Below are 26,571 nucleotides of genomic sequence, written 5' to 3'. Positions count from 1 at the left end.
TCCTAGGATAAAATCCCAAGTTAAAAAAACAAGATGGATTGCCATCATGCCTAAAAGTAGAGAGGTCACAAGAACAATGATGGCTCATTGTTGATTGTGACCTCTCAGTGCGCGATTTCCTATTAGCTAGGAATTCGCAGAATTGCGCTTAGTGTAAAGACTTATGCAGACCTTGTAAATCATAGACATGCAATTCATCCAAATGACGCATACCTTCCACCGCAGCTTCGGCACCCGCAATCGTTGTGATTGTCGTCGCCCCCGAAGCTAAAGCCGAAACACGAATCGAACGAGAATCGGCAATTGCATTGCGTTTTTCTTCAACGGTGTTGATGACCATCACCACTTCACGGTTCTTCAACAAATCAACCACGTGTGGACGACCTTCAGCGACTTTATTTACTGATGCACAAGTCACGCCAGCAGCTGAAATTGCCGCTGCAGTCCCCTTAGTAGCAACCAACTCAAAACCCATCGCGATCAAGTTCTTCGCGATATTAATTGCACGAGGCTTATCCGCATTTTTGACGGTCAAGAACACTTTACCGGATCTTGGCAATTTAACGCCTGCGCCCAATTGCGATTTAACAAAAGCTTCACCGAAAGTCTTGCCAACGCCCATGACTTCACCGGTCGATTTCATTTCAGGCCCCAAAATCGTATCGACGCCAGGGAACTTCACGAACGGGAACACCGCTTCTTTCACGCTGAAGTAGGATGGAATCACTTCTTTATAAATACCTTGAGAATCCAAAGACTGACCAACCATGCAACGCGCCGCTATTTTCGCTAACTGCAAACCAGTGACCTTAGAAACATAAGGCACAGTACGGGACGCGCGCGGATTCACTTCCAACACGTAGACGACATCTTCGCCATCTTTTTGTTGAATCGCGAATTGCACGTTCATCAAACCGACCACATTCAAGCCTTTGGCCATCAAACTGGTTTGACGCTTTAATTCATCAATTGTTGCTTGCTTCAAAGAGTACGGTGGCAAAGAACAAGCGGAGTCACCAGAGTGCACGCCAGCTTGTTCGATATGCTCCATGACGCCACCGATGAAAGTGCGTGTACCGTCAGACAAACAATCAACGTCAACTTCAATCGCGTCATTTAAGAATCGATCCAACAACACTGGGGAATCGTGTGACACTTTGACCGCTTCGCGCATATAGCGTTCCAGATCGCGTTGTTCATGCACGATTTCCATTGCACGACCACCGAGTACATAAGATGGACGCACCACGAGTGGATAACCGATTTCTTGTGCCAAAGCGATCGCTTCATCTTCCGTACGTGCTGTGCGATTAGGTGGTTGACGCAAGCCTAATTCATGCAACATTTTCTGGAAGCGTTCACGATCTTCTGCTGCATCAATCATGTCCGGCGAAGTGCCAATAATCGGTACACCATTCGCTTCTAATTCCAATGCCAATTTCAATGGCGTCTGACCACCATATTGCACGATCACGCCAACTGGTTTTTCCAGATCAACGATTTCCAAAACATCTTCCAAAGTCAATGGTTCGAAATACAAACGATCGGAAGTATCGTAGTCAGTGGAGACGGTTTCTGGATTACAGTTAACCATAATCGTTTCATAGCCATCTTCACGCATCGCAAATGCCGCATGCACGCAGCAATAATCAAATTCAATACCTTGACCGATACGGTTTGGACCTCCGCCTAGGACGATGATTTTCTTCTTATCGGTTGGCGCTGATTCGCACTCATCTTCATAAGTAGAATACATGTATGCTGTTTTAGTTGCGAACTCACCGGCACAAGTATCAACACGTTTATAGACAGGACGCACATTCAAAGCAATACGTTTTTCACGCACGGCTGTACCTGTGGATTTCAAAAGTTTTGCCAGACGACGATCAGAGAAACCTTTTTTCTTCAGCTTCAACAACAAATCTTTATCGATGGCATCCAAAGACTGTGTTTCTAACCATAATTCAATATCGACGATGTCTTTGATTTGCTCCAAGAACCACGGATCGATGCGCGTCAGTTGATGCACTTCTTCCATCGTAAAACCTTGCGCGAACGCATCACCAACGTACCAGATACGATCTGGACCTGGAGCGCCAAGTTCTTTTTCCAAAACTTCGCGGTCGGTGGTTTTTTCATTCATGCCATCGACGCCAACTTCCAAACCACGCAATGCTTTTTGGAAGGATTCTTGGAAAGTACGACCGATAGCCATCACTTCACCGACTGACTTCATCTGTGTCGTCAAACGATTATCCGCTTGCGGGAATTTTTCGAAAGTAAAACGTGGGATCTTCGTTACCACGTAATCGATAGATGGCTCGAAAGACGCTGGTGTTTGACCACCCGTAATTTCGTTACGCAATTCATCGAGTGTGAAACCGACCGCAAGTTTCGCCGCGATCTTCGCGATTGGAAAACCAGTCGCTTTCGATGCCAAAGCAGATGAACGTGAGACACGTGGATTCATCTCAATGACGATCATGCGACCATCGGCAGGATTGACGGAGAACTGTACGTTGGAACCGCCCGTATCGACACCAATTTCGCGCAACACTGCCAAAGAGGCATTACGCATGATTTGGTATTCTTTGTCGGTCAAAGTTTGTGCTGGCGCTACCGTAATCGAATCACCCGTATGCACGCCCATAGGGTCTAAGTTCTCAATCGAGCACACAATGATGCAGTTGTCCGCTTTATCGCGCACCACTTCCATCTCGTACTCTTTCCAGCCAATCAAAGATTCTTCAATCAATAATTCGTTGGTTGGTGATGCTTCCAAACCGCGTTTGCAAATCGTTTCGAATTCTTCTTCGTTGTAGGCGATACCACCACCCGTGCCACCCATCGTGAAAGATGGACGAATGATGACTGGGAAGCCGACTGTCTTTTGTACAGCCCATGATTCTTCCATGCTATGCGCCACGCCAGAACGCGCAGAACCGAGACCAATTTTGGTCATCGCATCTTTGAATTTCGAACGATCTTCCGCTTTATCAATTGCTTCCGGAGATGCACCAATCAATTCACATTTATATTTCTCCAGCACGCCATGCTTATGCAAATCCAAAGCGCAGTTCAAAGCAGTCTGACCGCCCATCGTCGGCAAGATCGCATCTGGACGTTCTTTGGCGATGATGCGCTCAACGACTTGCCAGGTAATTGGCTCAATGTAAGTCACATCGGCCATTTCTGGATCGGTCATGATGGTGGCAGGATTACTGTTCACCAAAATAACTTTGTAACCTTCTTCACGCAAAGCTTTGCAAGCCTGTGCGCCAGAATAATCGAACTCACAAGCCTGACCAATGATGATAGGACCAGCGCCGATAATTAAAATACTTTTTATGTCTATACGCTTAGGCATTTTTGTTTTTCTCCAACTTTGCTGTCTTCATCAAGTTCGTGAAACGGTCAAACAGGTAGGCAATATCATGCGGACCTGGTGAAGCTTCAGGATGACCTTGGAAACAAAATGCTGGTTTATCGGTACGAGCAAAACCTTGCAAAGAACCATCAAACAAAGACACATGCGTAACGCGACAATTATCTGGCAAGGATGCTGCATCGACTGCGAAGCCATGATTCTGCGATGTAATCAGCACTTGTTTAGTATCGAGATCTTGTACAGGGTGATTCGCGCCGTGATGACCAAACTTCATCTTCAAAGTTTTTGCGCCAGACGCCAAGGCCATGATTTGATGACCAAGACAAATACCGAAAGTTGGGATGCCTTTTTCGATCAATTCTTTAGACGCCGCAATCGCGTAATCGCAAGGTTCTGGATCACCAGGACCATTCGATAAAAATACGCCATCAGGATTTAATGCCAGTACGTCCGCCGCTGTAGATTGCGCTGGCAACACGGTAACTTTGCAACCGCGCTCTGCCAACATACGCAGAATATTACGCTTTACGCCGAAGTCGAAAGCAACGACATGAAATTCTGGATTGCTTAATTGTCCGTAGCCTTGACCGAGTTTCCATTCTGCTTCTGTCCATTCATAAGACTGAGAAACAGAAACCACTTTCGCCAGATCCATGCCCGACAAACCTGGGAAAGACTTCGCCAACTCTAAAGCTTTCGCTGCATCCTTGCCCACCAAAATCGCGCCACCTTGCGCACCTTTTTCGCGCAAGATACGCGTTAATTTGCGCGTATCTATGCCAGCGATGGCAACGATATTTTGTGATTTCAGGTAATCCGTCAAAGATTGCTCAGAACGGAAATTTGATACTAGCAACGGCAGATCTTTGATGATCAAACCAGCAGCATGAATTTTGTCGGATTCGACGTCTTCCGCATTCACACCCGTATTGCCGATGTGCGGATAAGTTAAGGTAACGATTTGGGAACTATAACTAGGGTCAGTCAAGATTTCTTGATAACCAGTCATGGAAGTATTGAAAACAACTTCACCGATCGTATGACCGGCGGCGCCAATGGAGACACCCGTAAAAATCGTGCCATCAGCGAGGGCAAGAATAGCGACGGTATCGGGATTGGAACTTAAGGACTGCGGAATGGGCAGCAAGGGCAACTCCTGTAGTGTTACCGCCGTTGCGCGCCCAAACATCGATCGTTACTTGCTGTTCTCAGAACACCGCTTTAATAACAGAGCGCTATCCGGAGAATGAGGAACAATCAAATTAGAGAGTGATTTTTTGGATATGCGCTACGACGAGATTTGAATAAGCTAAACCCTCGAATTATAGCGCAATTGACGTCCTCAAGCAATCGCAGAATACTTTCCAATTGGCATTTTTCTAGCATTATTGCAATATAATCGCCTGCACTTGTGAAGATTCTAGCAAGAGATTTGTTCAGCCTTGGCTTTGAGAGGATAATACTGACTTTATCGCTCAAAGAATAAACGCCGTGGCATCGACTCTCGCTGAACAAATCAATAATTTATTGCCACAAACTCAATGCACCAAATGTGGATATCCAGCTTGTCGCGCTTACGCCCAAGCAATTGCCGATAGTACTGCCAGTTATAACCAATGCCCACCAGGCGGGCAGGAAGGCATCAACAAACTCGCTGACTTACTAGGGCAAGCAAGTATTCCATTAAATCCCAATAATGGCGTAGAAAAACCGCGCACCCTCGCCTTCATCGATGAAGCAGTATGTATAGGCTGCACACTTTGCATACAAGCGTGCCCGGTCGATGCCATCATGGGGGCGAATAAACAAATGCACACCGTGATTCCAGAGCTATGCACTGGCTGCGACCTATGCGTAGCACCATGCCCTGTAGATTGCATCGCGATGATTCCAAGCAGTGACTCACTCAACAAAACGGGCTGGCAAGCGTGGTCACAAGAACAAGCTGATAGCGCGAAATTACGCTATCAACAAAGAGAACTGCGCCTCATTCGAGAAAAACAGGAAAATGAAAAACGCTTATTAGCAAAGGCGCACGAAAAACTCAAATTAGTCTCGTCCGAGACCGCAGAAACGCAAAGTGAGTTAGATGAAAAAGAGCGCAAGAAGAAAATCATCGCCAATGCAATCTTACGCGCCACCAACAAAAAAGAGCAGCAACAATAATATTAAGCCGACAGAAATTTTATGAATGCCAACAAACGCCTGGAAATATTCACCCGCTTGCGAGCACAAAATCCGCATCCGACCACCGAGCTAGAATACACAACACCATTTGAATTATTGATCGCGGTCTTACTATCCGCCCAAGCGACCGACGTCTCCGTAAATAAAGCGACTAAACGGCTCTACCCTATCGCCAATACACCACAGAAAATATTTGATTTAGGCGTAGACGGCTTAATTCCTTATATACAAACGATAGGCCTATTTCGCACCAAAGCAAAAAACACCATAGAGACCTGCCGCATTTTGCTAGAACAACACAAAGGTGAAGTACCACGCACCCGAGAAGCTTTAGAAGCACTACCTGGCGTCGGTAGAAAAACGGCGAATGTCGTGCTCAACACTGCATTTGGTGAGCCTACGATTGCGGTCGACACGCATATTTTCCGCGTTTCAAATCGCACTGGTATCGCGCCAGGAAAAAACGTTGATATCGTCGAAGAAAGATTATTGAAATTTGTGCCGAATGACTTCAAGCTCGATGCCCATCATTGGCTGATCTTGCATGGTCGCTACACTTGCATTGCGCGCACACCCAAATGTTGGAATTGTATGATTGCTGATTTGTGTGAATTCAAACAAAAAACGCCCTTACCAGAAAATGTGTAAGAGCGCTTCTTAATTACGAGTACAAAGTTTAATTAAACGATTTGACAAGCCTCATCAAAATCCAAACGTGGCGAACGTGGAAATAATTTTTCCGCATCACCATAACCGATACTGCACACAAAATTCACTTTTACTGGCGTATCCGCAAAAAAGGCAGCATTGATTTTATCCGCATCAAATCCTGACATAGGGCCACAATCCAAACCTAAAGCACGTGCCGCCATCATCAGGTAAGCACCTTGCAAACTCGAATTTCGGAAAGCAGTCGCTTCAATATTCGCTTGATTACCTTCAAACCAAGAGCGCGCATCTGGCGCATGTGGAAATAATTTAATCAATTTCTCATAAAACGCCAAATCCATACCGATGATCACTGTCACAGGTGCTTGACGTGTTTTTACAGCATTACCTGGCGACATGCATTCCACCAGTTTCTCTTTTTGCTCGGCAGATTTTACAAAGACAAAACGTGCCGGGCATGAGTTAGCCGATGTCGGTGCCCATTTCATCGCATGGTAAATGGCTTGAATTTGCTCATCACTCACTGGCTTATCTAACCAAACATTGTGGGTGCGTGCGGAAGCAAACAATAAGTCTAAAGATTCTTGATTTAACATGATGAAATAACTTTCAATAAACGAAGTCGCGATCATAACCGAAAATAGTTTTTTCTTCAGAGCCATGCTCCCCAATATGGTCAGGCAAAAATTACGGGAACATCAAATTCCCAGTAAAATACCGCACACTAAAGAAATCCTGATCAAGCAACAAACTTAACCAAGCAGAACATGTTTAATCCCAGTCAAGACGATGTACGCCGCTTTTTTTGCGAGACTTTTCGCAAATATCACGCCAAAGAAATTCTCACACCATTAGAAACCATCGCCGCCGATTGGATTTCTCAACATCCTGAATATGCAGATGATTTCCGCGATGTCGAAGCGGCATTGCAACGTAACTACAGCGTAGATTCAGGCAAAACCAATCCGTTTTTACATCTTTCTATGCATTTGACGATTGCCGAACAAGTCACCATTAACCAACCTCAAGGTGTTCGCATCGCCTACGAAGCATTAGCACACAAAAAAAATTCCATCCATGAAGCACACCATGAAATGATGGATTGTTTAGGTGAAATGATCTGGAATTCGCAACGAAATGGCACACCACCTGATGGCGAAGCCTACCTGTCCTCGTTAATGAAACGTGCAGGGAAATAAGTTCGATACCAATAAAAAAAGCCACGGTATGCGTGGCTTTTTTTAATTCCAATGAAAGCGAAATTATTTCTTTAAAACCAGACTGCCTTTTAAGCTAGCCAAATAAGCCGAAATATTTTCAATGTCAGCATTACTCAATGCTTTCGCCTGCGCTTCCATAATCGCATTGCTACGACCAGACGTTCCCACTGCGCCGCGCTGATACGATTTCAACGCTTGCACCAGATAATCCTTATGTTGACCCGCTAATTTTGGATAGCTAGGATCGATAGCTTCGTTGTAATTTGCACCGTGACATGACGCACAATTAAATTTTGCCGCCGCAACTTTACCTGCTTCGATATTGCCAGCAGCTAATGCACCAGCAGAGAATGTCAGTGCAGAAGCAGCTGAAACGACTAAAGCGATTTTTTTCATCATTATCCTCAGCTTATTTTTGTTGTGCATAGTATGCGGCCAAATCAGCGATATCCTGATCAGTCAAACTACCTGCAATGCCGCGCATCGACGGATGCTTACGATCGCCTTTACGATAGGCTTTCAACGCGTTCTCAATGTACTTTGCAGATTGTCCACCAATCATAGGCACTTGATACACTTCTGGAAAAGTGGCTTTATAACCTGGGATTGCATGGCAACCGATACACATCGCCACTTTGTTTTCTGCGGCTTTCGCGTTACCAACAACTTCAGCCGACACAGCAAGCTGTGCGACGCTCGCCAAAGCGAGTAGAGCAAATAATTTTTTCATATTAGCTGAGAGAAAATAATCAGGAAAATCAAAACTGCGATTTGATCGAAGTCAGCATTTTAGCCGATAACCATTATTTTTGCGCAAATTTCATGTGCATTTCAGACACAAATTACCTTCATTAAGAGATTTCAATAAGTTATATGCAAACACAATTCTATAACTTTCTCGATTCGAGGCTTACTACCAGAATCACCTCGCCCGACATCCTGACAAGAATTTTTGTTTATACTCACGACTCAATCTTTTCGAATGCAATAACAGCAATTAACTTTCATGAAAAATACTCGACGCTTTGACGGTGCGGATAATTATGTCGCTACCGATGACTTAAAACTCGCTGTCAATGCAGCACTGACCCTTCAACGTCCACTATTAATTAAAGGTGAGCCTGGTACGGGAAAGACCATGCTGGCAGAAGAAGTCGCAGCGGCCTTGAATATGCCTCTGCTCCAGTGGCATATCAAATCCACCACCAAGGCGCAACAAGGCCTGTACGAATATGACGCCGTTTCACGTTTGCGCGATTCGCAATTAGGCGATGAGCGCGTCAAAGACATTCACAACTACATCATCAAAGGCGTGTTGTGGCAGGCTTTCAATGCCGATGAGCCAGTTGTTTTGCTCATTGATGAAATCGACAAAGCTGATATTGAATTTCCCAATGATTTATTGCGCGAACTTGATCGTATGGAATTTTATGTGTATGAAACGCGAGAAATGGTACGCACGAAACATAGACCGTTGGTAATCATCACCTCAAATAATGAAAAAGAATTGCCCGACGCATTCTTACGTCGTTGCTTCTTCCATTACATTAAATTCCCAGACAAAGAAACGATGCAGGCGATTGTTAATGTACATTTTCCGAATTTAAAAATTGAATTACTCAACAATGCATTAGAGGCATTCTATCAATTACGTGAGGTCAATGGACTCAAGAAGAAGCCATCGACTTCCGAACTAATCGATTGGCTGAAACTATTGTTGGCGGAAGATATACCCGCAGAAGCCTTGCTTTCCAAAGAAAATAAAAATGCCGTTCCGCCGCTGCATGGAGCGCTTTTAAAGAATGAGCAAGATGTGCATTTATTTGAACGATTAATGATGATGTCGCGAAATCATCGCTAGCATCAAATTTTAACCATTAAAAAAGCCGTCAACGTTGACGGCTTTTTTACGCTAACACCCAATCAAACTGATTAGTTCTTCGACTGATCAACCATCTTGTTCTTCGCGATCCAAGTGCACTTGAAGGCGTAAAAAAAGTCACCCCTGCGGGTGACTTTTAGCCTTCGAGCAGTGCACGCATACTTGCGTGTGCTGAATGATGCCTCGATAAAATAACTAATCAGTTCTTCGACTGATCAACCATCTTGTTTTTAGCAATCCATGGCATCATCGCGCGCAATTTTGCACCGACTTGTTCGATCTGATGTTCAGAATTCAAACGGCGACGAGAGATCAAAGTTGGCGCGCCCGCTTTGTTTTCCAAGATGAAGCTCTTTGCATATTCGCCCGTTTGAATATCTTTCAAACATTGACGCATCGCTTGTTTCGTTGCATCAGTGACGATACGAGGGCCAGTCACATACTCACCGTATTCTGCATTGTTAGAAATCGAGTAATTCATGTTAGCGATACCGCCTTCATAAATCAAATCAACGATCAATTTCAGCTCGTGCAAACATTCGAAATATGCCATCTCTGGAGCGTAACCACCCTCAACCAAAGTTTCAAAACCTGCTTTGATCAATTCCACGGCACCACCGCACAAAACTGCTTGTTCGCCGAATAAATCCGTTTCAGTTTCTTCACGGAAGTTAGTTTCGATAATACCAGCACGACCGCCGCCGTTTGCCATTGCATAAGACAAAGCGATGTCACGTGCAGAGCCTGACTTATCTTGATACACAGCGATCAAATGTGGCACGCCGCCACCTTGTGTGTAGGTTGCGCGCACTGTATGACCTGGTGCTTTTGGTGCGATCATGATCACGTCCATGTCGGCACGTGGAACGACTTGACCGTAGTGGACGTTGAAGCCATGCGCGAAGGCTAATACCGCGCCTTGTTTTGCATGTGGAGCGACGTTTTCATTGTAGACCTGAGCGATATTTTCATCTGGCAACAAGATCATGATAACGTCGGCTTCTTTGACCGCATCATTTACTTCTGCGACTTTCAAACCAGCATTCTTTGCCTTATCCCAAGACGCGCCACCTTTACGCAAAGCGACAGTGATCTGGCAACCAGATTCACTCATATTCAATGCGTGAGCATGACCTTGTGAACCGTAACCGATGATGGCAACTTTTTTGCCTTTGATCAAAGAGAGATCGCAATCTTTATCGTAAAAAACTTTCATTTTAATATCCTATAAATTTAAATTATTCAAAATCGAAACTGAAACTAAGTCGCCAACATTGGCGTTAATCTGGACCGCAGAGACACCGAGAGCACGGAGGAAGAATCTTTCAATTCTCGGTATCCTCTGCGCCTTCGCGGTTTTACTTCTTCTGCTAAATCTGATTACACTTTCAGGATGCGTTCACCACGCCCAATACCAGAACCACCGGTACGGACTGTTTCCAGAATTGCGGTACGCTCTATGGAATCGATAAAGGCATCGAGCTTTCCTTTGTTACCGGTCAATTCTATGGTGTAGCTTTTTTCAGTGACGTCGATGATACGGCCGCGGAAAATATCCGCCGTGCGTTTCATCTCTTCACGCTCTTTACCGACTGCGCGCACTTTGATGAGCATGAGCTCACGTTCAATATGCGCACCTTCAGTTAAGTCGACCACTTTCACTACTTCAATCAAGCGATTCAAATGCTTAGTGATTTGTTCGATCACATCATCTGAACCTGTGGTGACTATCGTCATACGTGACAGCGTTGCGTCTTCAGTAGGCGCAACTGTCAAAGTTTCGATGTTATAACCACGTGCAGAGAATAAGCCCACTACACGCGATAAGGCGCCCGCTTCGTTTTCGAGCAATACGGAAATAATGTGTCGCATTACAAATCCTCCGAACCAAGCAACATTTCAGTCAAACCCTTACCGGCTTTCACCATAGGCCAAACTTTTTCGTCTTGATCTGTAATGAAGTTCATGAAAACCAATTTGTCTTTCATAGCGAAAGCATCATGCAACGCGCCATCGACATCGGCTGGATTTTCGATCTTCATCCCCACATGACCATAGGCTTCAACCAATTTGGTAAAGTCAGGCAAGGAGTCCATATAGGATTCGGAATAACGACCTGCATAATCAATTTGCTGCCACTGACGTACCATGCCGAGCGCACGGTTGTTCAGCAAAATAATTTTTGGTGTCAAATGATATTGCTTACAGGTTGCGAGCTCTTGGATACACATCTGTATTGATGCTTCACCCGTAATACAAGCGACCGTTGCATCAGGATTTGCCATTTGTACACCCATCGCATACGGCAATCCAACACCCATCGTTCCCAAACCACCAGAATTAATCCAGCGACGTGGTTGATTGAATTTATAGTATTGTGCTGCCCACATTTGATGTTGACCAACGTCAGACGTGACGAAAGCATCGCCCTTGGTAATCTCACACACTTTTTGAATAATCGATTGCGGCTTAATGATCTCAGAAGAATCGGTATAGCCAAGACAATCTTGGGCGCGCCATTTCTTAATCTGCTTCCACCAATCTGCGAGAGGTTTCGCATTTGGCTTTGCATCGGATGCCGCCAATTGCGAAAGCATCTCAACCAACACATCTTTCACATTGCCGACGATAGGAATGTCAACCTTCACACGTTTGGAAATCGATGAAGGATCGATATCGACGTGGATAATCTTACGTGGATGTGATGCGAAATGCTTAGGATTTCCAATGACTCGATCATCAAAACGCGCACCGATCGCGATCAAGACGTCGCAATGTTGCATCGCCATGTTAGCTTCATAAGTACCGTGCATGCCCGGCATACCGACGAATTTTTCGTCAGCCGCACGATAGCCACCAAGCCCCATCAAGGTATTGGTGACAGGGAAACCTAATTGATCGACTAATTTATTCAATTCTGGCGCGGCGTTTGCCAAGATCACACCACCACCGGTGTAAATCATTGGGCGTTCCGCTTGCAACAGCAATTGAACTGCTTTACGAATTTGTCCTGCGTGACCTTTATCGACGGGACGATAAGAACGCATCTCAATTTCTTTAGGGTAGTGATAAGTGGTTTTGTGATTGCTGATATCTTTTGGGATATCAATCAATACTGGGCCAGGGCGACCTGTAGTCGCAATGAAGAAAGCCTTCTTCACCGTGTCGGCCAGATCACGTACATCTTTCACTAAGAAATTATGCTTCACGCATGGACGGGTAATGCCCACGGTGTCACATTCCTGGAACGCGTCTTCGCCAATTGCATGGCTAGGTACTTGTCCAGAAATGACGATCATGGGAATAGAATCCATATAGGCTGTTGCCAGCCCTGTCACAGCATTCGTTACGCCAGGGCCGGATGTCACTAAAGCGACACCAACTTTATTCGACGAACGGGAATACGCATCCGCAGCATGAATCGCCGCTTGCTCGTGACGTACTAAGATATGTTGGAATTTACTTTGATTGAAAATCGCGTCGTAAATATAAAGGACAGCACCACCCGGGTAACCGAATACATGCTCAACGCCTTCTTCTGCGAGACACTTGACGAGAATTTCTGCGCCCGTGTACTCAGTGTTGCGGTCGAGGGTTTTCTCGGCACCGCGTTCCGATTGACGATCGGACGGTCGTTCTGAACTCATTTTGTTTCCTTTCAAGGTCCATTGGAGATTGATCGGATGTTCTTTCCTGACGAAATTCAAATTTCAAAAGCGGTCAGCTGACGTTCCTTTTTGTGCGGTCACTTTCCCCTTCTACTATCCGTTGGATAATATTCCAGGCAAAGCTTAATGGCGACTCGTGCGGTCAGGGTAAGGCTAAGAAATATTAAATTTCTCACGCTTGTGGCATGGGTTAGAACAAACTGCTACTAACAATTTACTGATAGTGACTTGTTGACAGAGGCATTGTGAGCCAGATCAAACAAGTGTTGGTACTCCGAGATTTTGGAGCGAGGCTCTACACTACTGCGATGCAGCAAATTGGTCAAGTATATTTAGATCTCAATTGGAAGAAATTTGAAAGAAATCCTTAAATTCAAGCGCTTAAGCGTAGTTTTTACTGAAATAAGAGGACATCGCTAAGCTTTTTTGCTAGCATGTGCGCACTTTTAGCATGCTAGCAAAAATATCGTCGCACCAAAAAAGTGCTCGACAGGTAAACCAAACTCAAACGTTCTTCGTTGAGCAATTTACACTTGCATACTGCTTCTTCTAACATTTTAGAAATTTTACGATTTCCAAGGCACTACCCTCTGAATGGCAACTAGCAAAGAACTCTCCAATTTTCTCGAAGGCGTCGAACGTCGTGCGTACAAACACGCTGTGTACATGGTACGCAATGATGAATCTGCACTAGACATTGTACAAGATGCAATGATTAAACTTTCTGAGAAATACGGCGACAAACCAGCCAATGAATTGCCATTATTATTTCAGCGAATTCTACAAAATACTATTTTAGATTTTTTTCGCAGAGAGAAAGTTCGCAATAATTGGGTGAGTTTATTTTCAAATATCACCACAAATAATCAAGATGATGATAATTTTGACTTATTAGAAATTCATGCTTCTGAAGAAGGTAGCGAAGCAGCGGAATCGACAGAACAAAAATTAGAAAGAGAACAAGTTTTAAATATTATAGATGACCAGATAAAAAAACTTCCAACACGTCAACGAGAAGCCTTCCTTATGCGTTACTGGGAAGACATGGATGTCGCAGAGACAGCAACCGCCATGGGCTGTTCAGAGGGAAGCGTTAAAACTCACTGTTCAAGAGCAACTCACGCATTGGCAGCATCACTTAAAGCAATTGGGATACATTTATGACTTACGCAAAAGACAAAGAAGAAATTGACTTCGCCTACAAGGTGCGTCGTGCGATGACTGAATCAAGCGAAAAACTTCCAGAATCTACGCTGGAACGCTTAGCAACTGCGCGTGAATTAGCTTTATCTCGTCAAAAACAGGCAGAACCAAGTCGCGCTTTGGCTTTTGGTGGTGTTTTGGCAGGCAATAATGGCACATCGATGTCACAAAAGAGCTGGGTCAAAAAGATGTGGATCGCACTCCCCCTTTTAGTATTAATGCTTGGTTTATATAGTATTTATGAATATGAACAAGAGCAGCAAATTAATGATTTGGCTGAAATTGACGCTGCTGTTTTAGTTGATGAATTACCACCTGATGCTTATTTAGATGGTGGTTTTAACGCCTACTTAAATAAAGAAACACCACCAGCCAAAACAGAGGAATAAGAGTGCGCATTAAGAATTTATCGCTACTACCACTACTTCACATGACTTTTTTAATGCTGGTCACAATTGTGACCAGCAATGTTTTTGCACGTCAATTGGCGATACAAGCAAACAACGCCACTACGATCGCTTCAGTCGACGCAAGCAGTCCCAATACGCCAACGACAAAGCAAGTCGATTTAATACAACCGCAACAACCGCGCACACCAAATCCGACAATCGTGGCGGCACAGGCTACAAGCATCAATAAAACAAGTTGGAAAAATCTTAGCCTTGAAGAGAAAAATGCATTAGCCCCGCTAGCCAATGAGTGGGACAAAATGGATGCCACCCGACAAAAAAAATGGCTAGGCGTTTCTCACAAATACAGCAACATGAAACCTGAAGAGCAGCAACGTGTGCAAGAACGTATTAAAACTTGGGTTAAAATGACACCTGAGCAGCGTATGTCAGTTCGTGAAAATTTTGCCAATACTGCAAAAAAATCACCTGAACAAAAGTCAGCACAGTGGCAGCAATATCAGCAGTTGAGCGATGAAGAAAAGAAGAAATTCGCCCACCAAGCTAAGGTCAAAAAATCAATTACAACGATACAGCCAGAGTCAAAACGCACAACGCCAGTACTAGCTCCGATTAAAAAAGGACCATCACCGGTCAATCCTACAAGTGCAAGCGCATCTCAAGCTAGTGTCAAGTAATTTAGTTAAAACCAAGCAAAAATTAATCAAACATTCAACAAATTATTTCGCAAGTGACTCAATTACATCCTGCAACACCTTACCCTACTCCCAGTCTAAAACGCCGCCTCGTATGCATGATGATCTACGAAGCGGCTTTAGTTTTTGGCGTCATTTTTTTTGCCAGTTTTATATTTGATGTTTCTACCCAAAGTAAAAGCGCACTAACACTACGCTTAGCCAGAGAAGCATTCTTGTTTTTTGTGATTGGCAGTTACTTTGTGTTCTTCTGGCGTCGCGGTGGACAAACCTTAGCGATGCAAACTTGGCGTATTAAGCTGGTCAACGATGACTTTAGTACAGTCCCCTTGGTAAAAGCGATTGTGCGTTACTGCCTCGCTTGGATGTGGTTTTTACCGGGATTTATAGTCGCTTACCAATTGAATTTAAAAAATGCCCAATTAGCCATTCCTATCGTCATTGGATTTTGTGCTTGGGCAGCGACCGCGTTATTTATCAAAGATGGTCAATTTTTGCACGACAAACTTGCAAAGACACGCCTAATCGAACTTCCCAAATTTGATAAAAGAATTGAACAAGATCAAATTTGATTTTGTTTAATTGCTTTTCTGCACCAGTAAATTTGGGGTATTGCTTGATTCAATGATATTCTATTGCCAAATGATCGCTACTTGCGATTAGACAAGATCAATAGGCATTCAACATGCAAAATAAAACACCAAGACGAACACGCGATCGCATTTTGGATTTGTCACTCAAGTTATTTAATGACTTTGGCGAACCAAATATTACAACAACTATTATTGCCGAAGAAATGAGTATCTCTCCCGGCAATTTATATTATCATTTTCGCAATAAAGAAGATATTGTAAACTCACTGTTTGTTCAGTTTGAGGAAGAAATTAATAAGAAGCTAGCCTTCCCCGAAGGCAGAAAAGCTAACATTCAAGATATCTGGACCTATTTACACCTAACGTTTGAATTGATCTGGCGCTATCGTTTTTTCTATCGCGATCTAAATGACTTATTGACACGCAATCGAAAACTCGAACTGACTTTCAAGCAGATTCTTAACCATAAGATTAAAGTGGCGACGGAACTCTGTCTTGGATTGCGTGCCGATGGCGAATTTGAAGCCGATGACATCACAGTGGAAGCCTTGGCAACTAATATGGTTGTAGTAGCAACTTACTGGCTCTCCTATGAATATGTGCGCAATCCACGTAAGTACACGGAACTTCAAACGATGTCCGAATCTCTGGCGCGCGGCTGTTATCAAGTGATTGTGCAGATTAGCCCTTATTTGCGCGGGCACACGAAAGAAGTTTTCGAGAAATTATCTCAAGATTATTTGCTAAAAATTAAACGAGAAACCTAAGTTTGTAATATGAAATCTGTTTGTGTCTACTGTGGTTCCGCGAGCGGCAACTCGCCTGCTTTTCAACAAGCGGCAAAGTCTTTAGCCAGTCAACTGGTCCTACATAATCAAGAGCTGGTCTATGGCGGTGGTGATGTCGGACTAATGAAAGCGGTCGCAGATGAAGTCTTACGGTTGGGTGGACATGTTACTGGCGTCATTCCGCAAGCCTTACTTGATCGAGAAGTGGGACATAGCCAATTAAGTAAATTGCATGTAGTGGCCAACATGCATGAACGTAAAGCGCTGATGGCAGAATTATCAGACGGCTTTATCGCGATGCCTGGCGGCATTGGCACATTAGAAGAATTATTTGAGATGTTTACCTGGTTGCAACTAGGCTTTCATCAGAAACCACTAGGATTACTCAATGTAAATGGCTTTTACGACCATTTATTACAGTTTCTCGAACATGCTGTCTACTCAGGATTTTTAAAACCAGAACAGAATGCTTTGCTCATTAAAGAAACTGATCCGTCTTTATTATTAAGTCGCATGACGCAATTTGAAAACATCATCAGAGCCAAAGAGTAATGGGCTTCACTTTATTTACCCTGAAATCTTCATAAGCAACATTTCGTGGGAATATCTACTCTAATCGTCAGAAAAAGAACGATTACAGGGTAAAATGCCAACCCCGACTGTCGTTACCATAACAGCGACTACAGCAGTTAACCATTTATCCTTTCGATTGAAAAACAATGAAATTTTCCAAACAATTTTCTCTCTATCAATCTGAAGCCACACAGTTCATTAATGGCTTAAAAGAAGCAAATCCAACGATGGAACAAGGTCAACGTGATGGACGTGCCCTACTATGGGATAAAACACCTGTTGATCTTGATAACCAACGTCGCGCAGCGGAAGCACGTGTTAATCAGCAGCCCTACGTTTACCAAAACAAAAATTAATCGCCATTGAAGCTGGCCACTAAGCTCTAAACGCTTGGCTTCGAAAGCTCAGACGCATGTCTACGCAAAACCTACCGGCAACGGAATTACCTCTTATTGGTGCAAGCGACAGTACACCCGATGTCGTTGACGGGCTTGCATTTGCTAAATTATATGGCGAGCCCTTATTCAAGCTTCCCAACGACCTGTACATTCCTCCCGATGCGCTAGAAATTTTTCTTGAAGCCTTCGAAGGTCCATTAGATTTACTCTTATATTTAATCCGCAAACAGAACTTCAACATTCTGGATATTCCCATGGCGCAGGTCACTCAACAGTACCTGCAATATGTTGATCAAATTCGAAAACATAATCTCGAATTAGCTGCAGAGTACCTTTTAATGGCTGCAATGTTGATTGAGATTAAATCACGCATGCTGGTTCCCAGTAATAAAGTGCAGGATGGAGATGAGGCCGATGACCCACGCGCGGCTTTGGTGCGCCGATTACTTGAATACGAACAAATGAAATTGGCGGCTTATGACTTAAATGCCGTACCTCAACTTGGACGTGATTTTTTACACGCCCAAGTATTCATTGAGCAAAACACAATACTACATTGGCCTGAAGTACACATCGCAGATCTGCAACAAGCCTGGGCAGATGTGCTTGGTCGAGCAAAGTTGGTCGCTCATCACAAGATTAGCCGAGAAGAATTATCGGTACGTGAACACATGAGTAGCATTTTACGACGTTTGCAATCAAGTAAATTTGTCGAGTTTGCCGACTTATTTGACCCAACTCGGGGTGCGCCAGTTCTCGTCGTCAATTTTGTTGCCTTACTCGAACTGGCAAAAGAAACGCTGATAGAAATTACCCAAGCGGAGGCGTACGCTCCGATCTATGTACGATTAGCCTACGCGCCGACATAAATACCGCATTCGTGCGACAACTTACCACTCCATCTCACATGAAAATTATTTCCTCCATTGAAGAATTACGCGATCAATTACGCGGTCAGTTACGAACAGCATTTGTTCCAACTATGGGTAATTTACATGAAGGTCATTTATCTCTCATGCGTCTTGCACGTCGTCACGGCGATCCTGTAGTCGCATCAATCTTTGTGAATCGTTTGCAATTTGGTCCAAATGAAGATTTCGAGAAGTATCCAAGAACCTTTCAAGCTGACGTTGAAAAATTAGAAAAAGAAGGCGTTTATGTGCTGTTTGCACCGACTGAAAAAGACCTATATCCGGAACCGCAAGAGTATCGGGTTCAGCCACCAAATGATTTAGGCGACATTCTTGAAGGTGAGTTCCGTCCTGGCTTCTTTAATGGTGTCAGTACCGTCGTCTTAAAATTATTTTCCTGCGTACAACCAAAAGTTGCGGTGTTCGGCAAAAAAGATTACCAACAACTCATGATCATCAGAAACATGGCCAAACAATTTGCTTTGCCAACGGAAATCATTGCTGCAGAAACTTTCCGCGCCGATGATGGCTTGGCACTATCATCACGGAACGGCTATCTGAGTAGCACCGAGCGAGCTGAAGCGCCAAGCTTGTATCAAGTCTTAAATCAAGTGGCAGATCAAGTACGCAGCGGAAGAACTGACATTTCAGAGATTGAAAATCAAGCCATGCAATCACTCTCAAAGCGCCAATGGCAAGCAGATTATGTTGCAGTTCGCAAACGTGTCGATTTACAAGCACCAAGTGAAGAGGATTTAGCAAACAAGGAAGCCTTGGTGGTGTTGAGCGCCGCCAAGTTAGGCAATACCCGCTTGATCGACAACCTTGAAATTTAATTCACACTGAAACCAATTTGATGATGCATTTACGCTCCCTACATTACCGCTGCCTGATCGCTGCGATACTTAGCATCGCAGCTATTCCACCAAGTTATGCGCAGCTTCAAGTCATTGATGATGGAAAGCGAACAGTCAATCTAACGCAACCAGCAAAACGTATCATTAGCTTAGCGCCGCATGTAACGGAGCTTATTTTTGCCGCTGGCGCAGGTCACCTCCTGATCGGCGTCAGTGAATACAGTGACTACCCCGAAGCGGCAAAACACATCACGTCAGTGGGCAACATTTTTGCATTGGATTTAGAACGTTTACTTGCCTTAAAACCTGATCTGGTGATCATCTGGGGAACAGGCAATGCCAAGCAACTAACAAAAAAATTACGCGAGAATAAGGTAACGGTGTTTGAAAGCGAACCGCATAATTTTGATGATATCGCCAGCTCAATTGAACGAATTGCCAAGCTAAGTGGCACGGAATCTGTTGGCGTAGCCAATGCCAAGCAATTTCGCGATCGACTACAAAATCTCACATCCACCTATCGCTTAAAAGACAAAGAAAAACCCATTAGTGTCTTTCATCAAATGGTCCAAAGCCCATTAATGACAATCAATCAGGAACATTTCATCTCAAAAATGATTGATTTATGCGGTGGACGCAATGTTTTTGCCGAATTGAAAGATATCAGCTCCACTATCTCGGTAGAAGCTCTGTTGGCAGCCAATCCAGAACTGATTTTTAGTAGTGGCAAGGACAATACAAAGTTACGCAAAAACTGGGAGGATTTTCCAAATTTGCAAGCGGTCAAAAAACACAATCTCTACAGCATTCAAGGCGATTGGTTGCATCGTGCCGGCCCACGTGTGCTAGATGCGACCGAGCAACTTTGCAAAAATATTGCCGAGACTCGCAAGAAGACTCAACGTAATTAAATTTACGCTGCAGAATAAAATAAAGCCAGTGTCGAGATACTGGCTTTACCAAAAATACTGCTAAAACGACTCTGCTAACGACAAGTTAATGCAAAGGATATGAACGGTACTCTCCGTCCTCTTCTTCGTCATCATCTGGATGTCCATGCGCACCGTGTACGTGGCCATGGGCGATCTCCTCTGAGCTTGCTTCACGCACGTCAATCACATTCAGCGTAAATCGCAGCGCAATTCCCGCCAAAGGATGATTGCCGTCTAAAACCACTTTATCTTCCGCGATTTCAGTCACAGTGAAAATTAAACTTTCGCCGTCTTCATCGTCATCGGGTGTTCCTTCAAACTGCATTCCAACTTCGATCGGAGATGGCAAGCGACTACGCTCTTCCATTTTCACCAACTCAGCATCATATTCACCAAACGCATCTTCTGGCTCTACCTGAATTGTGTCATTAAAACCGACTTCTTTACCGTCGAGCGCTTCTTCGATTTTCGGCAAGGTGTTTTCATAGCCACCGTGCAGATATACCATCGGCTCTTGTCCTTGCTCAATCAGATTGCCTAACGTATCAGACAAACTGTATTCGACCGTCACCACGGTATTTTTGGCAATTTTCATACTATTTCCTTAAAATTTTCAGATCTTTTGTGTTGCATCACGCATTATACCTTCCTCAAGTGGCGTCTATGATTTATCCTGCCTGAACTTTTTATTTACCTTGGCATGCATCGCACCATGAAAAAACTGTCCTCTCCTCTCACTTTATTGGGTGGCATTTCACCTGAAGAATTTTTCACTACTTACTGGCAAAAAAAGCCTTTGCTGATTCGTCAAGCGATTCCCGACTTTAAACCCTTATTTAGCCCAGAAGAATTGTTCGAGATGGCCAGCCGGGACGACGTGGAGTCACGCCTGATTTGTTTTTTCAAACAACATTGGGAAATGAAAAATGGGCCAATAGACAAAATTCCTGTCAAAGAAAAAAAGGATTGGACCTTATTAGTTCAAGGTGTCAATTTGCACCAAGAAAAAGCAAATGAACTACTACGGCAGTTCCGTTTTGCACCAGATGCCCGTCTAGACGACTTGATGATCAGCTATGCGCGCGAAGGCGGCGGCGTAGGACCGCACTTTGATTCCTATGATGTGTTCTTACTACAAGCGCATGGACAACGCCGCTGGCAGATCAGTGCGCAAAAAGATCTGACTTTAATTGAAGGCATGCCACTAAAAATATTACGCAACTTCAAGTGTGAACAAGAGTTTGTATTAGAACCTGGTGACATGCTTTACCTGCCCCCTCATTACGCACATGACGGTGTAGCACTCAACGAATGCATGACTTACTCAATTGGATTCAAATCCCCCTCTTACCAAGAGCTTGGTGAAGGTTTCCTCCAATTTATGGCAGACACCATCGAGCTACCAGGTCGATACGCGGATCCAGAGCTGAAAGCGAGTAAAAATCCCGCAGAACTTGGTGAATCAATGATAGACAAGGTCGCTGCAGAGCTTGCCAAGATTAGCCTGAACAAAGAAGACATGGCGATTTTCTTAGGGGAGTATTTGACCGAGCCTAAATCAAGTGTGTTCTTCGATTCTCCAGAAAAGCCCTTACCGCCAAAGAAATTCACACAAGCGGCATTAAAATACGGCGTTCGCTTAGCACTCAAAACACAAATGCTGTACCAAGCTAAGCATATCTTCATCAATGGCGAGTCATTTAGCGTTGGCAAAGTCGATAAACAGACTTTGAGCCAATTGGCGAATCAAAGAAATCTAAGTGCGGATGAAATGACAAAGGCATCGGATGATGTCATGGAGGCCTTCTGTATTTGGTATGAAGATGGTTGGCTAGAACTCGATAAGAACTAGATTTTTCCAGCTGAAAATCACAGTGAAATTTCAGCATTTTTCTCGATGTTTATCGCTTTTTGATCCACATACAACAGTGAATAAGCCCATTCGCGATGAATTCCGTAAATAAGCGTATTTTTTTCCAAAAAAGTCGCTTCAGGTGTATTCGATTGACAGAAAACTCATTATAATTCGCGGTTAGGAAAGTTTCGAAGGAATCGCAAGATCTTTTTGATTTTTGTGCCGACGGCTTAACCTATTGAGCGATAATTACCGGTAATTATTCATCGCAAGTTTGTTGTTTTTTTAGATCTATTTTTTGAAAGTAAAAACATGAAAAAATCACTTTTGCTCGTTTCTATGTTGGCAGTAGCTTTGGTAGCATGCAACAAACCAGCTGAAACACCAGCTTCTACACCAGCAGTTGAAGCAGCTCCAGCATCTGCACCAGCATCTGCACCAGCTGAAGCAGCTCCAGCATCTGCACCAGCAGCTGACGCAGCAGCGTCTGCAGCATCTCCAGCAGCTGAAGCAGCACCAGCTGCAGCTTCTGCAGCAGCATCTAAGTAATTTTATTACTTTTTAAAGAAAAGCCGGTCATTGACCGGCTTTTTTGCGCCTCGAGATTGAGGCAACTGCAAGATGTAGATCCCAAGCAATGCTCTTAAAGCTATGGGCGTAAAAAAAGCGGATTAAAATCCGCTTTTTTTACTTAAACATCGATCACTTCAATTGTTCGTTCAGAACTTTCAAAATCTTACTAGCAACAGGTGAAGCTGAAACCTTACCGTCTTCACCGTGCACGGTAACACGACTCAACTCCCCAGCGTCACGCACTAAGATACGATATTTCTCGCCATCTTTTGCTGCATCACTAGAGCCCCAAGAGAACAAACGCGCAAAGAAACCTTCACTAGCTCCCTTTGTTTTCGCATCAATATCTTGATCTATATAACGCACAAAATAAATACCTTTTGAACGATCTCTATCTTCAATCGTAAAGCCGATACGATCCAATGCCAGTCCGACGCGACGCCATGAGCGATCAAAGCCTTCATCAGTCTCCAAGTAGCTCAGATCATTTAAGCTAAGCAATTTAGATCGTGGTGCACCAGTCGAAACCGCACCAGCATCTGTAGGGTTTGTAGCCGCTGCGACGACCGCTTTCGCCTTCGTTTCGTCTGCGCCCAGACGCAACATTAGTCGAGACAAGAACTCAGCTTCTAATCCAGCATCATTCGCACGTGAAGTCCAAGCTGTATTGCTCTTATCGCTTCCAGTCAATACTTCCTGCGCGCCACGATGGCTGACATAAACCTCTACTTCGCCAGTCGGACTACGCTCAACTCGGGTACGAAACTTATCACGCTCACCCGTTGAATATAAACCATCAAATACTTTGCCAATCGTGGAACGAATTAAATCTTGCGGAATTTTTCCACGATTCTCAGCCCAATCCGTTTCCATCACACCCGTCGATTCATTTTCAAGGTTGATCAGGAAGCCCTGCTCTTGCCAAAAATCTTTTAACTGAGGCCACAAAATTTCAGGACTCAATTTGACAACTAAGTAGCGCTGCGTTCCATTACGCTCAATACGCATATCTTTCAATTGATTCGGTGCCACGACGCCATTAGCGGTCGCAACTGCACCGCCAGCACGCTTTGCCGCGTATGAAGAAGCAGTCGCGCTACCTTGTTCTGCATCAGGAATTGAAAAGCGACTATCGCGACGAATCTGCGTTAAATCTGGTGGGACTTCCAAAGATGTGACTTTAGCCTTACTCGCACTCTTATAGTCAATACGATTTGATTCAGCAATATTCCCTACAAAACTACAACCAGTAGAAAAACCCGTAATTCCAATTACGCCAGCCAATGCTAAAGCACGAACCATCTTTTTATTAGCAACAACGCTTTTTGCCATGTGAAAATCCCTACGAATTGTAATCAATTAAATATACATGTATGCACGAGTGCTTGTCCCCTACCATGATTAATCCATGCGCACTCGTCAAAAACTCTTATTGCAATACACCTGCTTCACGTAAAGCGGAACGAACAATATCATGATATTGGCTAGAAAGGCTAACCAAAGGCAAACGAATTCCAGCTGGCATCAAACCCATTTCTGCCAGAGCCCATTTGACTGGTACTGGATTAGGTTCAACAAATAACTTGGCATGCAAAGGAATTAAGCGATTATTTATTTCAACTGCTTTCGCAATATTGCCCTGCATGGCTGCAGCACATAATTCGTGCATAGCACGTGGCGCAACATTGGCGGTCACGGAAATATTACCTTTACCACCACAGAACATCAAAGTCATCGCAGTAGGATCATCGCCTGAATACACCGCAAATGATTTTGGCACCATACACAATAATTCGAGATCACGACCTACATTGCCGCTAGCTTCTTTGATACCAATGATACCCGGCAGCTGCGCCAGACGAGCAATGGTCTCATTCGACATATCGGCCACAGTACGGCCAGGCACGTTGTACAAAATAATAGGAATATCAACTGACTCAGCAATTTTCTTGAAATGCTGATACATACCTTCTTGCGTAGGTCGATTGTAGTAAGGCACAACCTGCAAAGATGCATCGGCACCGGCTTCTTTGGCAAACTTGGTCAAAGCGATCGCTTCAACTGTGGAATTACCACCTGAACCAGCAATAATCGGTACACGTTTATTCGTGTGCTCCACGGCGATACGAATCAACTCGCAATGCTCTTCAACACTCACAGTCGGCGATTCGCCAGTAGTGCCGACAATCACGATGCCGTCCGTACCTTCGGCGATATGCCAGTCGATCAGCTTGCGCAGCGTTGGAATATCGAGACTGCCATCGGCATGCATAGGGGTCACAATCGCGACCAAACTTCCTTGTATCGTTGTCATCTTAGCGCGTGGAAAAAGTAAAGCCATTATTGTAGCGGATCGTTACCTGCTATGGGAGAGAATCGAGGGCAGATTCAAGAAGAATCAACAGCAAATCTTATCCTGACAGAAACCAAACTGGCGACAAACTTGGCGGGTGGAAAATTAAGTTGAAATATCGAACAAAACTATCGACATCTGCAAAAAAAGTCACGCACTGAGTCGAGACTTATTTGCGCAAACGTCGGATGCAAATTCTTTGAACGATAGCTTCAGTGGTTTGGTTGACATAGGTATGTTCAAAAGCAAGACATTGTTGGCGCCAAGTTGCAGACTCAACACCGACAAAATGCGTTAACAATTCATTTTCTTGTAGCAGAAAATCAGGGTTACGAGGCCTGCCATATTTTTCATTACCAATCGCAAAGGTCTCGTAAATCAACACACCATTATCTGCAAGAGAGGACAAAATCAAAGGCATTAAGGGGCGATGTAGATAATTGGTCACGATGATGCCAGCAAATTGTTCGCTTGCAAACGGCCATTTAAAACCATCTTGTTCCAAATCGATATGTAGACAATTTGCCCCAATTTTTTCTAATTCAGACAAAGAATCTGCATCACGATCAACTGCCCAGACATCGTAACCAGCCGCAATTAACAAACGAGTGTGGCGGCCTGAGCCGCAGGCTAAGTCGAGTACGGGATCTTTTGACCGGGGAATTTCCTCAAAAAAGCGCAGCACCCATGACGAAGGATTACTATTACTCACAAAAACTCACTTTAAAAACATTGTGAATGGCGTCAACACAAATTGCAAAATTGACTGCGCGATGTTCATCAATGGGTACATCCAAAATTGCAGAATCTTAAAATAAACCAGAGCCATGACAATGAAAAAACCATAGGGTTCGATTTTGGCGAATTGATATGCCTGCCGATGTGGCAACAAACTGGTCAAGATACGTCCACCGTCAAGAGGCGGAATCGGAAACAGATTAAATGCAAACATGACCAAATTAGTCAACAATCCAGCCTGTGCCATTCGATAGAAAAACTCGTGCTCGACTTTAAATGCGACCAGCAGAATCGCCAAGATCATCCACAAAAATGCCATTAGGAAGTTTGCTCCGGGCCCTGCTAAAGACACCCAAGCCATGTCGCGTTTAGGTTTGCGCAAAGCACCAAAATTAACGGGTACTGGTTTCGCGTAACCAAACAAAAACTGCCCATCCGTTGCCATGTATAAGACGACGGGAATAATAATCGTGCCAAACAAGTCAATATGCACGATAGGATTTAAACTCATGCGGCCTTGGCTATAAGCAGTCGTATCACCAAAATATTTTGCAGCATAGGCATGCGCAGCTTCGTGCAAGGTAATCGCCAAAATGACAGGAATCGCATATACCGCGATAGTTTGTATCAATGCATCCATGAGTTGAGTTAATCCTTAATTCCAATTTTTATTTTCAA

The 26,571-nt window shown here is 44.1% G+C and carries 29 protein-coding genes; 16 read left to right on the top strand and 13 right to left on the bottom strand.

Annotation, left to right across the window (positions count from 1 at the left end; genetic code table 11):
- Positions 1–148 precede the first annotated feature (148 nt).
- Complete coding sequence (gene carB / locus H8K33_RS02820; RefSeq protein ID WP_186889444.1) at positions 149–3,367, bottom strand: carbamoyl-phosphate synthase large subunit; 3,219 nt, start codon at positions 3,365–3,367, stop codon at positions 149–151.
- Complete coding sequence (carA, locus tag H8K33_RS02815; RefSeq protein WP_343043783.1) at positions 3,360–4,526, bottom strand: glutamine-hydrolyzing carbamoyl-phosphate synthase small subunit; 1,167 nt, start codon at positions 4,524–4,526, stop codon at positions 3,360–3,362. The genes carB and carA overlap by 8 nt, the downstream gene beginning before the upstream one ends.
- Before the next feature lie 332 nt (positions 4,527–4,858).
- On the opposite strand from carA, the gene rsxB reads away from it, so the two are divergent.
- Both rsxB and nth read left to right on the top strand, forming a co-directional pair.
- Positions 4,859–5,554 (top strand): electron transport complex subunit RsxB, encoded by a 696-nt coding sequence (gene rsxB / locus H8K33_RS02810; RefSeq protein WP_343043782.1) that lies wholly within the window; start codon positions 4,859–4,861, stop codon positions 5,552–5,554.
- 21 nt (positions 5,555–5,575) lie between these two features.
- On the top strand, positions 5,576–6,223 hold the full coding sequence (nth, locus tag H8K33_RS02805) for an endonuclease III (RefSeq protein ID WP_186889442.1): 648 nt from the start codon (positions 5,576–5,578) through the stop codon (positions 6,221–6,223).
- A gap of 32 nt (positions 6,224–6,255) precedes the next feature.
- Here the strand turns inward: nth and H8K33_RS02800 are convergent, their stop codons facing one another.
- On the bottom strand, positions 6,256–6,840 hold the full coding sequence (locus tag H8K33_RS02800; protein WP_186889441.1) for a malonic semialdehyde reductase: 585 nt from the start codon (positions 6,838–6,840) through the stop codon (positions 6,256–6,258).
- Between the two features lie 171 nt (positions 6,841–7,011).
- On the opposite strand from H8K33_RS02800, the gene H8K33_RS02795 reads away from it, so the two are divergent.
- Positions 7,012–7,443 carry a DUF1841 family protein gene (locus H8K33_RS02795; RefSeq protein WP_186889440.1) on the top strand — a complete coding sequence of 144 codons (432 nt, stop codon included), beginning with the start codon at positions 7,012–7,014 and terminating at the stop codon, positions 7,441–7,443.
- A gap of 63 nt (positions 7,444–7,506) precedes the next feature.
- Here H8K33_RS02795 and H8K33_RS02790 read toward each other — a convergent pair whose 3' ends face one another.
- Both H8K33_RS02790 and H8K33_RS02785 read right to left on the bottom strand, forming a co-directional pair.
- Complete coding sequence (locus H8K33_RS02790) at positions 7,507–7,863, bottom strand: c-type cytochrome (protein WP_343043775.1); 357 nt, start codon at positions 7,861–7,863, stop codon at positions 7,507–7,509.
- Between the two features lie 10 nt (positions 7,864–7,873).
- Positions 7,874–8,194 (bottom strand): c-type cytochrome, encoded by a 321-nt coding sequence (locus H8K33_RS02785; protein ID WP_186889438.1) that lies wholly within the window; start codon positions 8,192–8,194, stop codon positions 7,874–7,876.
- Positions 8,195–8,470: 276 nt separating this feature from the next.
- Here H8K33_RS02785 and H8K33_RS02780 point away from each other — a divergent pair, with 276 nt between their 5' ends.
- On the top strand, positions 8,471–9,325 hold the full coding sequence (locus tag H8K33_RS02780) for an AAA family ATPase (RefSeq protein ID WP_186889437.1): 855 nt from the start codon (positions 8,471–8,473) through the stop codon (positions 9,323–9,325).
- 220 nt (positions 9,326–9,545) lie between these two features.
- Here H8K33_RS02780 and ilvC read toward each other — a convergent pair whose 3' ends face one another.
- The 3 genes from ilvC to H8K33_RS02765 form a co-directional block, all read right to left on the bottom strand.
- Positions 9,546–10,562 (bottom strand): ketol-acid reductoisomerase, encoded by a 1,017-nt coding sequence (gene ilvC / locus H8K33_RS02775; protein WP_186889436.1) that lies wholly within the window; start codon positions 10,560–10,562, stop codon positions 9,546–9,548.
- 164 nt (positions 10,563–10,726) lie between these two features.
- Complete coding sequence (gene ilvN / locus H8K33_RS02770) at positions 10,727–11,218, bottom strand: acetolactate synthase small subunit (protein ID WP_186889435.1); 492 nt, start codon at positions 11,216–11,218, stop codon at positions 10,727–10,729.
- Positions 11,218–12,993 carry an acetolactate synthase 3 catalytic subunit gene (locus tag H8K33_RS02765; RefSeq protein ID WP_186889434.1) on the bottom strand — a complete coding sequence of 592 codons (1,776 nt, stop codon included), beginning with the start codon at positions 12,991–12,993 and terminating at the stop codon, positions 11,218–11,220. Before H8K33_RS02765 ends, ilvN begins: the two co-directional genes overlap by 1 nt.
- 615 nt (positions 12,994–13,608) lie before the next feature.
- On the opposite strand from H8K33_RS02765, the gene H8K33_RS02760 reads away from it, so the two are divergent.
- From H8K33_RS02760 to H8K33_RS02715, 10 genes are all read left to right on the top strand, one after another.
- Positions 13,609–14,178 carry an RNA polymerase sigma factor gene (locus tag H8K33_RS02760; RefSeq protein WP_186889433.1) on the top strand — a complete coding sequence of 190 codons (570 nt, stop codon included), beginning with the start codon at positions 13,609–13,611 and terminating at the stop codon, positions 14,176–14,178.
- On the top strand, positions 14,175–14,606 hold the full coding sequence (locus tag H8K33_RS02755; RefSeq protein WP_186889432.1) for a DUF3619 family protein: 432 nt from the start codon (positions 14,175–14,177) through the stop codon (positions 14,604–14,606). Before H8K33_RS02760 ends, H8K33_RS02755 begins: the two co-directional genes overlap by 4 nt.
- 53 nt (positions 14,607–14,659) lie before the next feature.
- The gene (locus H8K33_RS02750; RefSeq protein ID WP_222613251.1) at positions 14,660–15,304 is read left to right on the top strand and encodes a DUF3106 domain-containing protein; all 645 of its coding nucleotides are present in this window, start codon (positions 14,660–14,662) and stop codon (positions 15,302–15,304) included.
- A gap of 53 nt (positions 15,305–15,357) precedes the next feature.
- Positions 15,358–15,894 carry an RDD family protein gene (locus H8K33_RS02745; protein WP_343043774.1) on the top strand — a complete coding sequence of 179 codons (537 nt, stop codon included), beginning with the start codon at positions 15,358–15,360 and terminating at the stop codon, positions 15,892–15,894.
- A gap of 113 nt (positions 15,895–16,007) precedes the next feature.
- A complete protein-coding gene (locus tag H8K33_RS02740; protein WP_186889429.1) occupies positions 16,008–16,682 on the top strand; it encodes a TetR/AcrR family transcriptional regulator in 675 nt (224 codons plus the stop codon).
- Between the two features lie 9 nt (positions 16,683–16,691).
- Positions 16,692–17,255, top strand: coding sequence for an LOG family protein (locus H8K33_RS02735; protein ID WP_186889428.1), 564 nt, complete (start codon positions 16,692–16,694; stop codon positions 17,253–17,255).
- 167 nt (positions 17,256–17,422) lie between these two features.
- Positions 17,423–17,632, top strand: a complete 210-nt coding sequence (locus H8K33_RS02730; protein ID WP_186889427.1) for a DUF3460 family protein — start codon at positions 17,423–17,425, stop codon at positions 17,630–17,632.
- Positions 17,633–17,688: 56 nt separating this feature from the next.
- The gene (locus H8K33_RS02725; protein ID WP_186889426.1) at positions 17,689–18,543 is read left to right on the top strand and encodes a segregation and condensation protein A; all 855 of its coding nucleotides are present in this window, start codon (positions 17,689–17,691) and stop codon (positions 18,541–18,543) included.
- 38 nt (positions 18,544–18,581) lie between these two features.
- Positions 18,582–19,421 (top strand): pantoate--beta-alanine ligase, encoded by an 840-nt coding sequence (panC, locus tag H8K33_RS02720; RefSeq protein WP_186889425.1) that lies wholly within the window; start codon positions 18,582–18,584, stop codon positions 19,419–19,421.
- Positions 19,422–19,441: 20 nt separating this feature from the next.
- A complete protein-coding gene (locus H8K33_RS02715) occupies positions 19,442–20,353 on the top strand; it encodes a cobalamin-binding protein (protein ID WP_222613250.1) in 912 nt (303 codons plus the stop codon).
- Between the two features lie 85 nt (positions 20,354–20,438).
- Here the strand turns inward: H8K33_RS02715 and H8K33_RS02710 are convergent, their stop codons facing one another.
- Complete coding sequence (locus tag H8K33_RS02710; RefSeq protein WP_186889423.1) at positions 20,439–20,969, bottom strand: FKBP-type peptidyl-prolyl cis-trans isomerase; 531 nt, start codon at positions 20,967–20,969, stop codon at positions 20,439–20,441.
- Between the two features lie 117 nt (positions 20,970–21,086).
- On the opposite strand from H8K33_RS02710, the gene H8K33_RS02705 reads away from it, so the two are divergent.
- Together H8K33_RS02705 and H8K33_RS02700 are read left to right on the top strand one after the other, a co-directional pair.
- A complete protein-coding gene (locus H8K33_RS02705; RefSeq protein WP_186889422.1) occupies positions 21,087–22,226 on the top strand; it encodes a cupin domain-containing protein in 1,140 nt (379 codons plus the stop codon).
- Between the two features lie 315 nt (positions 22,227–22,541).
- Positions 22,542–22,778, top strand: coding sequence for a hypothetical protein (locus H8K33_RS02700; protein WP_186889421.1), 237 nt, complete (start codon positions 22,542–22,544; stop codon positions 22,776–22,778).
- Between the two features lie 153 nt (positions 22,779–22,931).
- On the opposite strand, the gene bamC is transcribed toward H8K33_RS02700, so the two are convergent.
- The 4 genes from bamC to H8K33_RS02680 all read right to left on the bottom strand — a co-directional run bounded on the left by bamC (position 22,932) and on the right by H8K33_RS02680 (position 26,533).
- Positions 22,932–24,134, bottom strand: coding sequence for an outer membrane protein assembly factor BamC (gene bamC / locus H8K33_RS02695; protein WP_186889420.1), 1,203 nt, complete (start codon positions 24,132–24,134; stop codon positions 22,932–22,934).
- 97 nt (positions 24,135–24,231) lie between these two features.
- Positions 24,232–25,143 (bottom strand): 4-hydroxy-tetrahydrodipicolinate synthase, encoded by a 912-nt coding sequence (gene dapA / locus H8K33_RS02690; protein WP_246443234.1) that lies wholly within the window; start codon positions 25,141–25,143, stop codon positions 24,232–24,234.
- Positions 25,144–25,324: 181 nt separating this feature from the next.
- Entirely contained in the window at positions 25,325–25,867 is a 543-nt protein-coding gene (locus tag H8K33_RS02685; protein ID WP_186889419.1) for a methyltransferase domain-containing protein, read from the bottom strand.
- 6 nt (positions 25,868–25,873) lie between these two features.
- Positions 25,874–26,533, bottom strand: coding sequence for a site-2 protease family protein (locus tag H8K33_RS02680; RefSeq protein ID WP_186889418.1), 660 nt, complete (start codon positions 26,531–26,533; stop codon positions 25,874–25,876).
- Positions 26,534–26,571 lie beyond the last annotated feature (38 nt).

This window comes from Affinundibacterium amnicola (assembly GCF_014284275.1).
Classification (GTDB): Bacteria; Pseudomonadota; Gammaproteobacteria; order Burkholderiales; family Burkholderiaceae_D; genus Undibacterium; species Undibacterium amnicola.
Note: the sequence above shows the minus strand (reverse complement) of the source record. Positions and strands in the feature narration are given on the sequence as shown.

Coding starts and splice junctions, on each gene's coding strand:
- carB (WP_186889444.1), bottom strand. CDS start 3,367: ATGCCTAAGCGTATAGACATAAAAAGTATTTTAATTATCGGCGCTGGT.
- nth (WP_186889442.1), top strand. CDS start 5,576: ATGAATGCCAACAAACGCCTGGAAATATTCACCCGCTTGCGAGCACAA.
- H8K33_RS02800 (WP_186889441.1), bottom strand. CDS start 6,840: ATGTTAAATCAAGAATCTTTAGACTTATTGTTTGCTTCCGCACGCACC.
- H8K33_RS02795 (WP_186889440.1), top strand. CDS start 7,012: ATGTTTAATCCCAGTCAAGACGATGTACGCCGCTTTTTTTGCGAGACT.
- H8K33_RS02790 (WP_343043775.1), bottom strand. CDS start 7,863: ATGATGAAAAAAATCGCTTTAGTCGTTTCAGCTGCTTCTGCACTGACA.
- H8K33_RS02785 (WP_186889438.1), bottom strand. CDS start 8,194: ATGAAAAAATTATTTGCTCTACTCGCTTTGGCGAGCGTCGCACAGCTT.
- H8K33_RS02780 (WP_186889437.1), top strand. CDS start 8,471: ATGAAAAATACTCGACGCTTTGACGGTGCGGATAATTATGTCGCTACC.
- ilvC (WP_186889436.1), bottom strand. CDS start 10,562: ATGAAAGTTTTTTACGATAAAGATTGCGATCTCTCTTTGATCAAAGGC.
- ilvN (WP_186889435.1), bottom strand. CDS start 11,218: ATGCGACACATTATTTCCGTATTGCTCGAAAACGAAGCGGGCGCCTTA.
- H8K33_RS02765 (WP_186889434.1), bottom strand. CDS start 12,993: ATGAGTTCAGAACGACCGTCCGATCGTCAATCGGAACGCGGTGCCGAG.
- H8K33_RS02760 (WP_186889433.1), top strand. CDS start 13,609: ATGGCAACTAGCAAAGAACTCTCCAATTTTCTCGAAGGCGTCGAACGT.
- H8K33_RS02755 (WP_186889432.1), top strand. CDS start 14,175: ATGACTTACGCAAAAGACAAAGAAGAAATTGACTTCGCCTACAAGGTG.
- H8K33_RS02750 (WP_222613251.1), top strand. CDS start 14,660: ATGCTGGTCACAATTGTGACCAGCAATGTTTTTGCACGTCAATTGGCG.
- H8K33_RS02740 (WP_186889429.1), top strand. CDS start 16,008: ATGCAAAATAAAACACCAAGACGAACACGCGATCGCATTTTGGATTTG.
- H8K33_RS02735 (WP_186889428.1), top strand. CDS start 16,692: ATGAAATCTGTTTGTGTCTACTGTGGTTCCGCGAGCGGCAACTCGCCT.
- H8K33_RS02730 (WP_186889427.1), top strand. CDS start 17,423: ATGAAATTTTCCAAACAATTTTCTCTCTATCAATCTGAAGCCACACAG.
- H8K33_RS02725 (WP_186889426.1), top strand. CDS start 17,689: ATGTCTACGCAAAACCTACCGGCAACGGAATTACCTCTTATTGGTGCA.
- panC (WP_186889425.1), top strand. CDS start 18,582: ATGAAAATTATTTCCTCCATTGAAGAATTACGCGATCAATTACGCGGT.
- H8K33_RS02715 (WP_222613250.1), top strand. CDS start 19,442: ATGATGCATTTACGCTCCCTACATTACCGCTGCCTGATCGCTGCGATA.
- H8K33_RS02710 (WP_186889423.1), bottom strand. CDS start 20,969: ATGAAAATTGCCAAAAATACCGTGGTGACGGTCGAATACAGTTTGTCT.
- H8K33_RS02705 (WP_186889422.1), top strand. CDS start 21,087: ATGAAAAAACTGTCCTCTCCTCTCACTTTATTGGGTGGCATTTCACCT.
- H8K33_RS02700 (WP_186889421.1), top strand. CDS start 22,542: ATGAAAAAATCACTTTTGCTCGTTTCTATGTTGGCAGTAGCTTTGGTA.
- bamC (WP_186889420.1), bottom strand. CDS start 24,134: ATGGCAAAAAGCGTTGTTGCTAATAAAAAGATGGTTCGTGCTTTAGCA.
- dapA (WP_246443234.1), bottom strand. CDS start 25,143: ATGGCTTTACTTTTTCCACGCGCTAAGATGACAACGATACAAGGAAGT.
- H8K33_RS02680 (WP_186889418.1), bottom strand. CDS start 26,533: ATGGATGCATTGATACAAACTATCGCGGTATATGCGATTCCTGTCATT.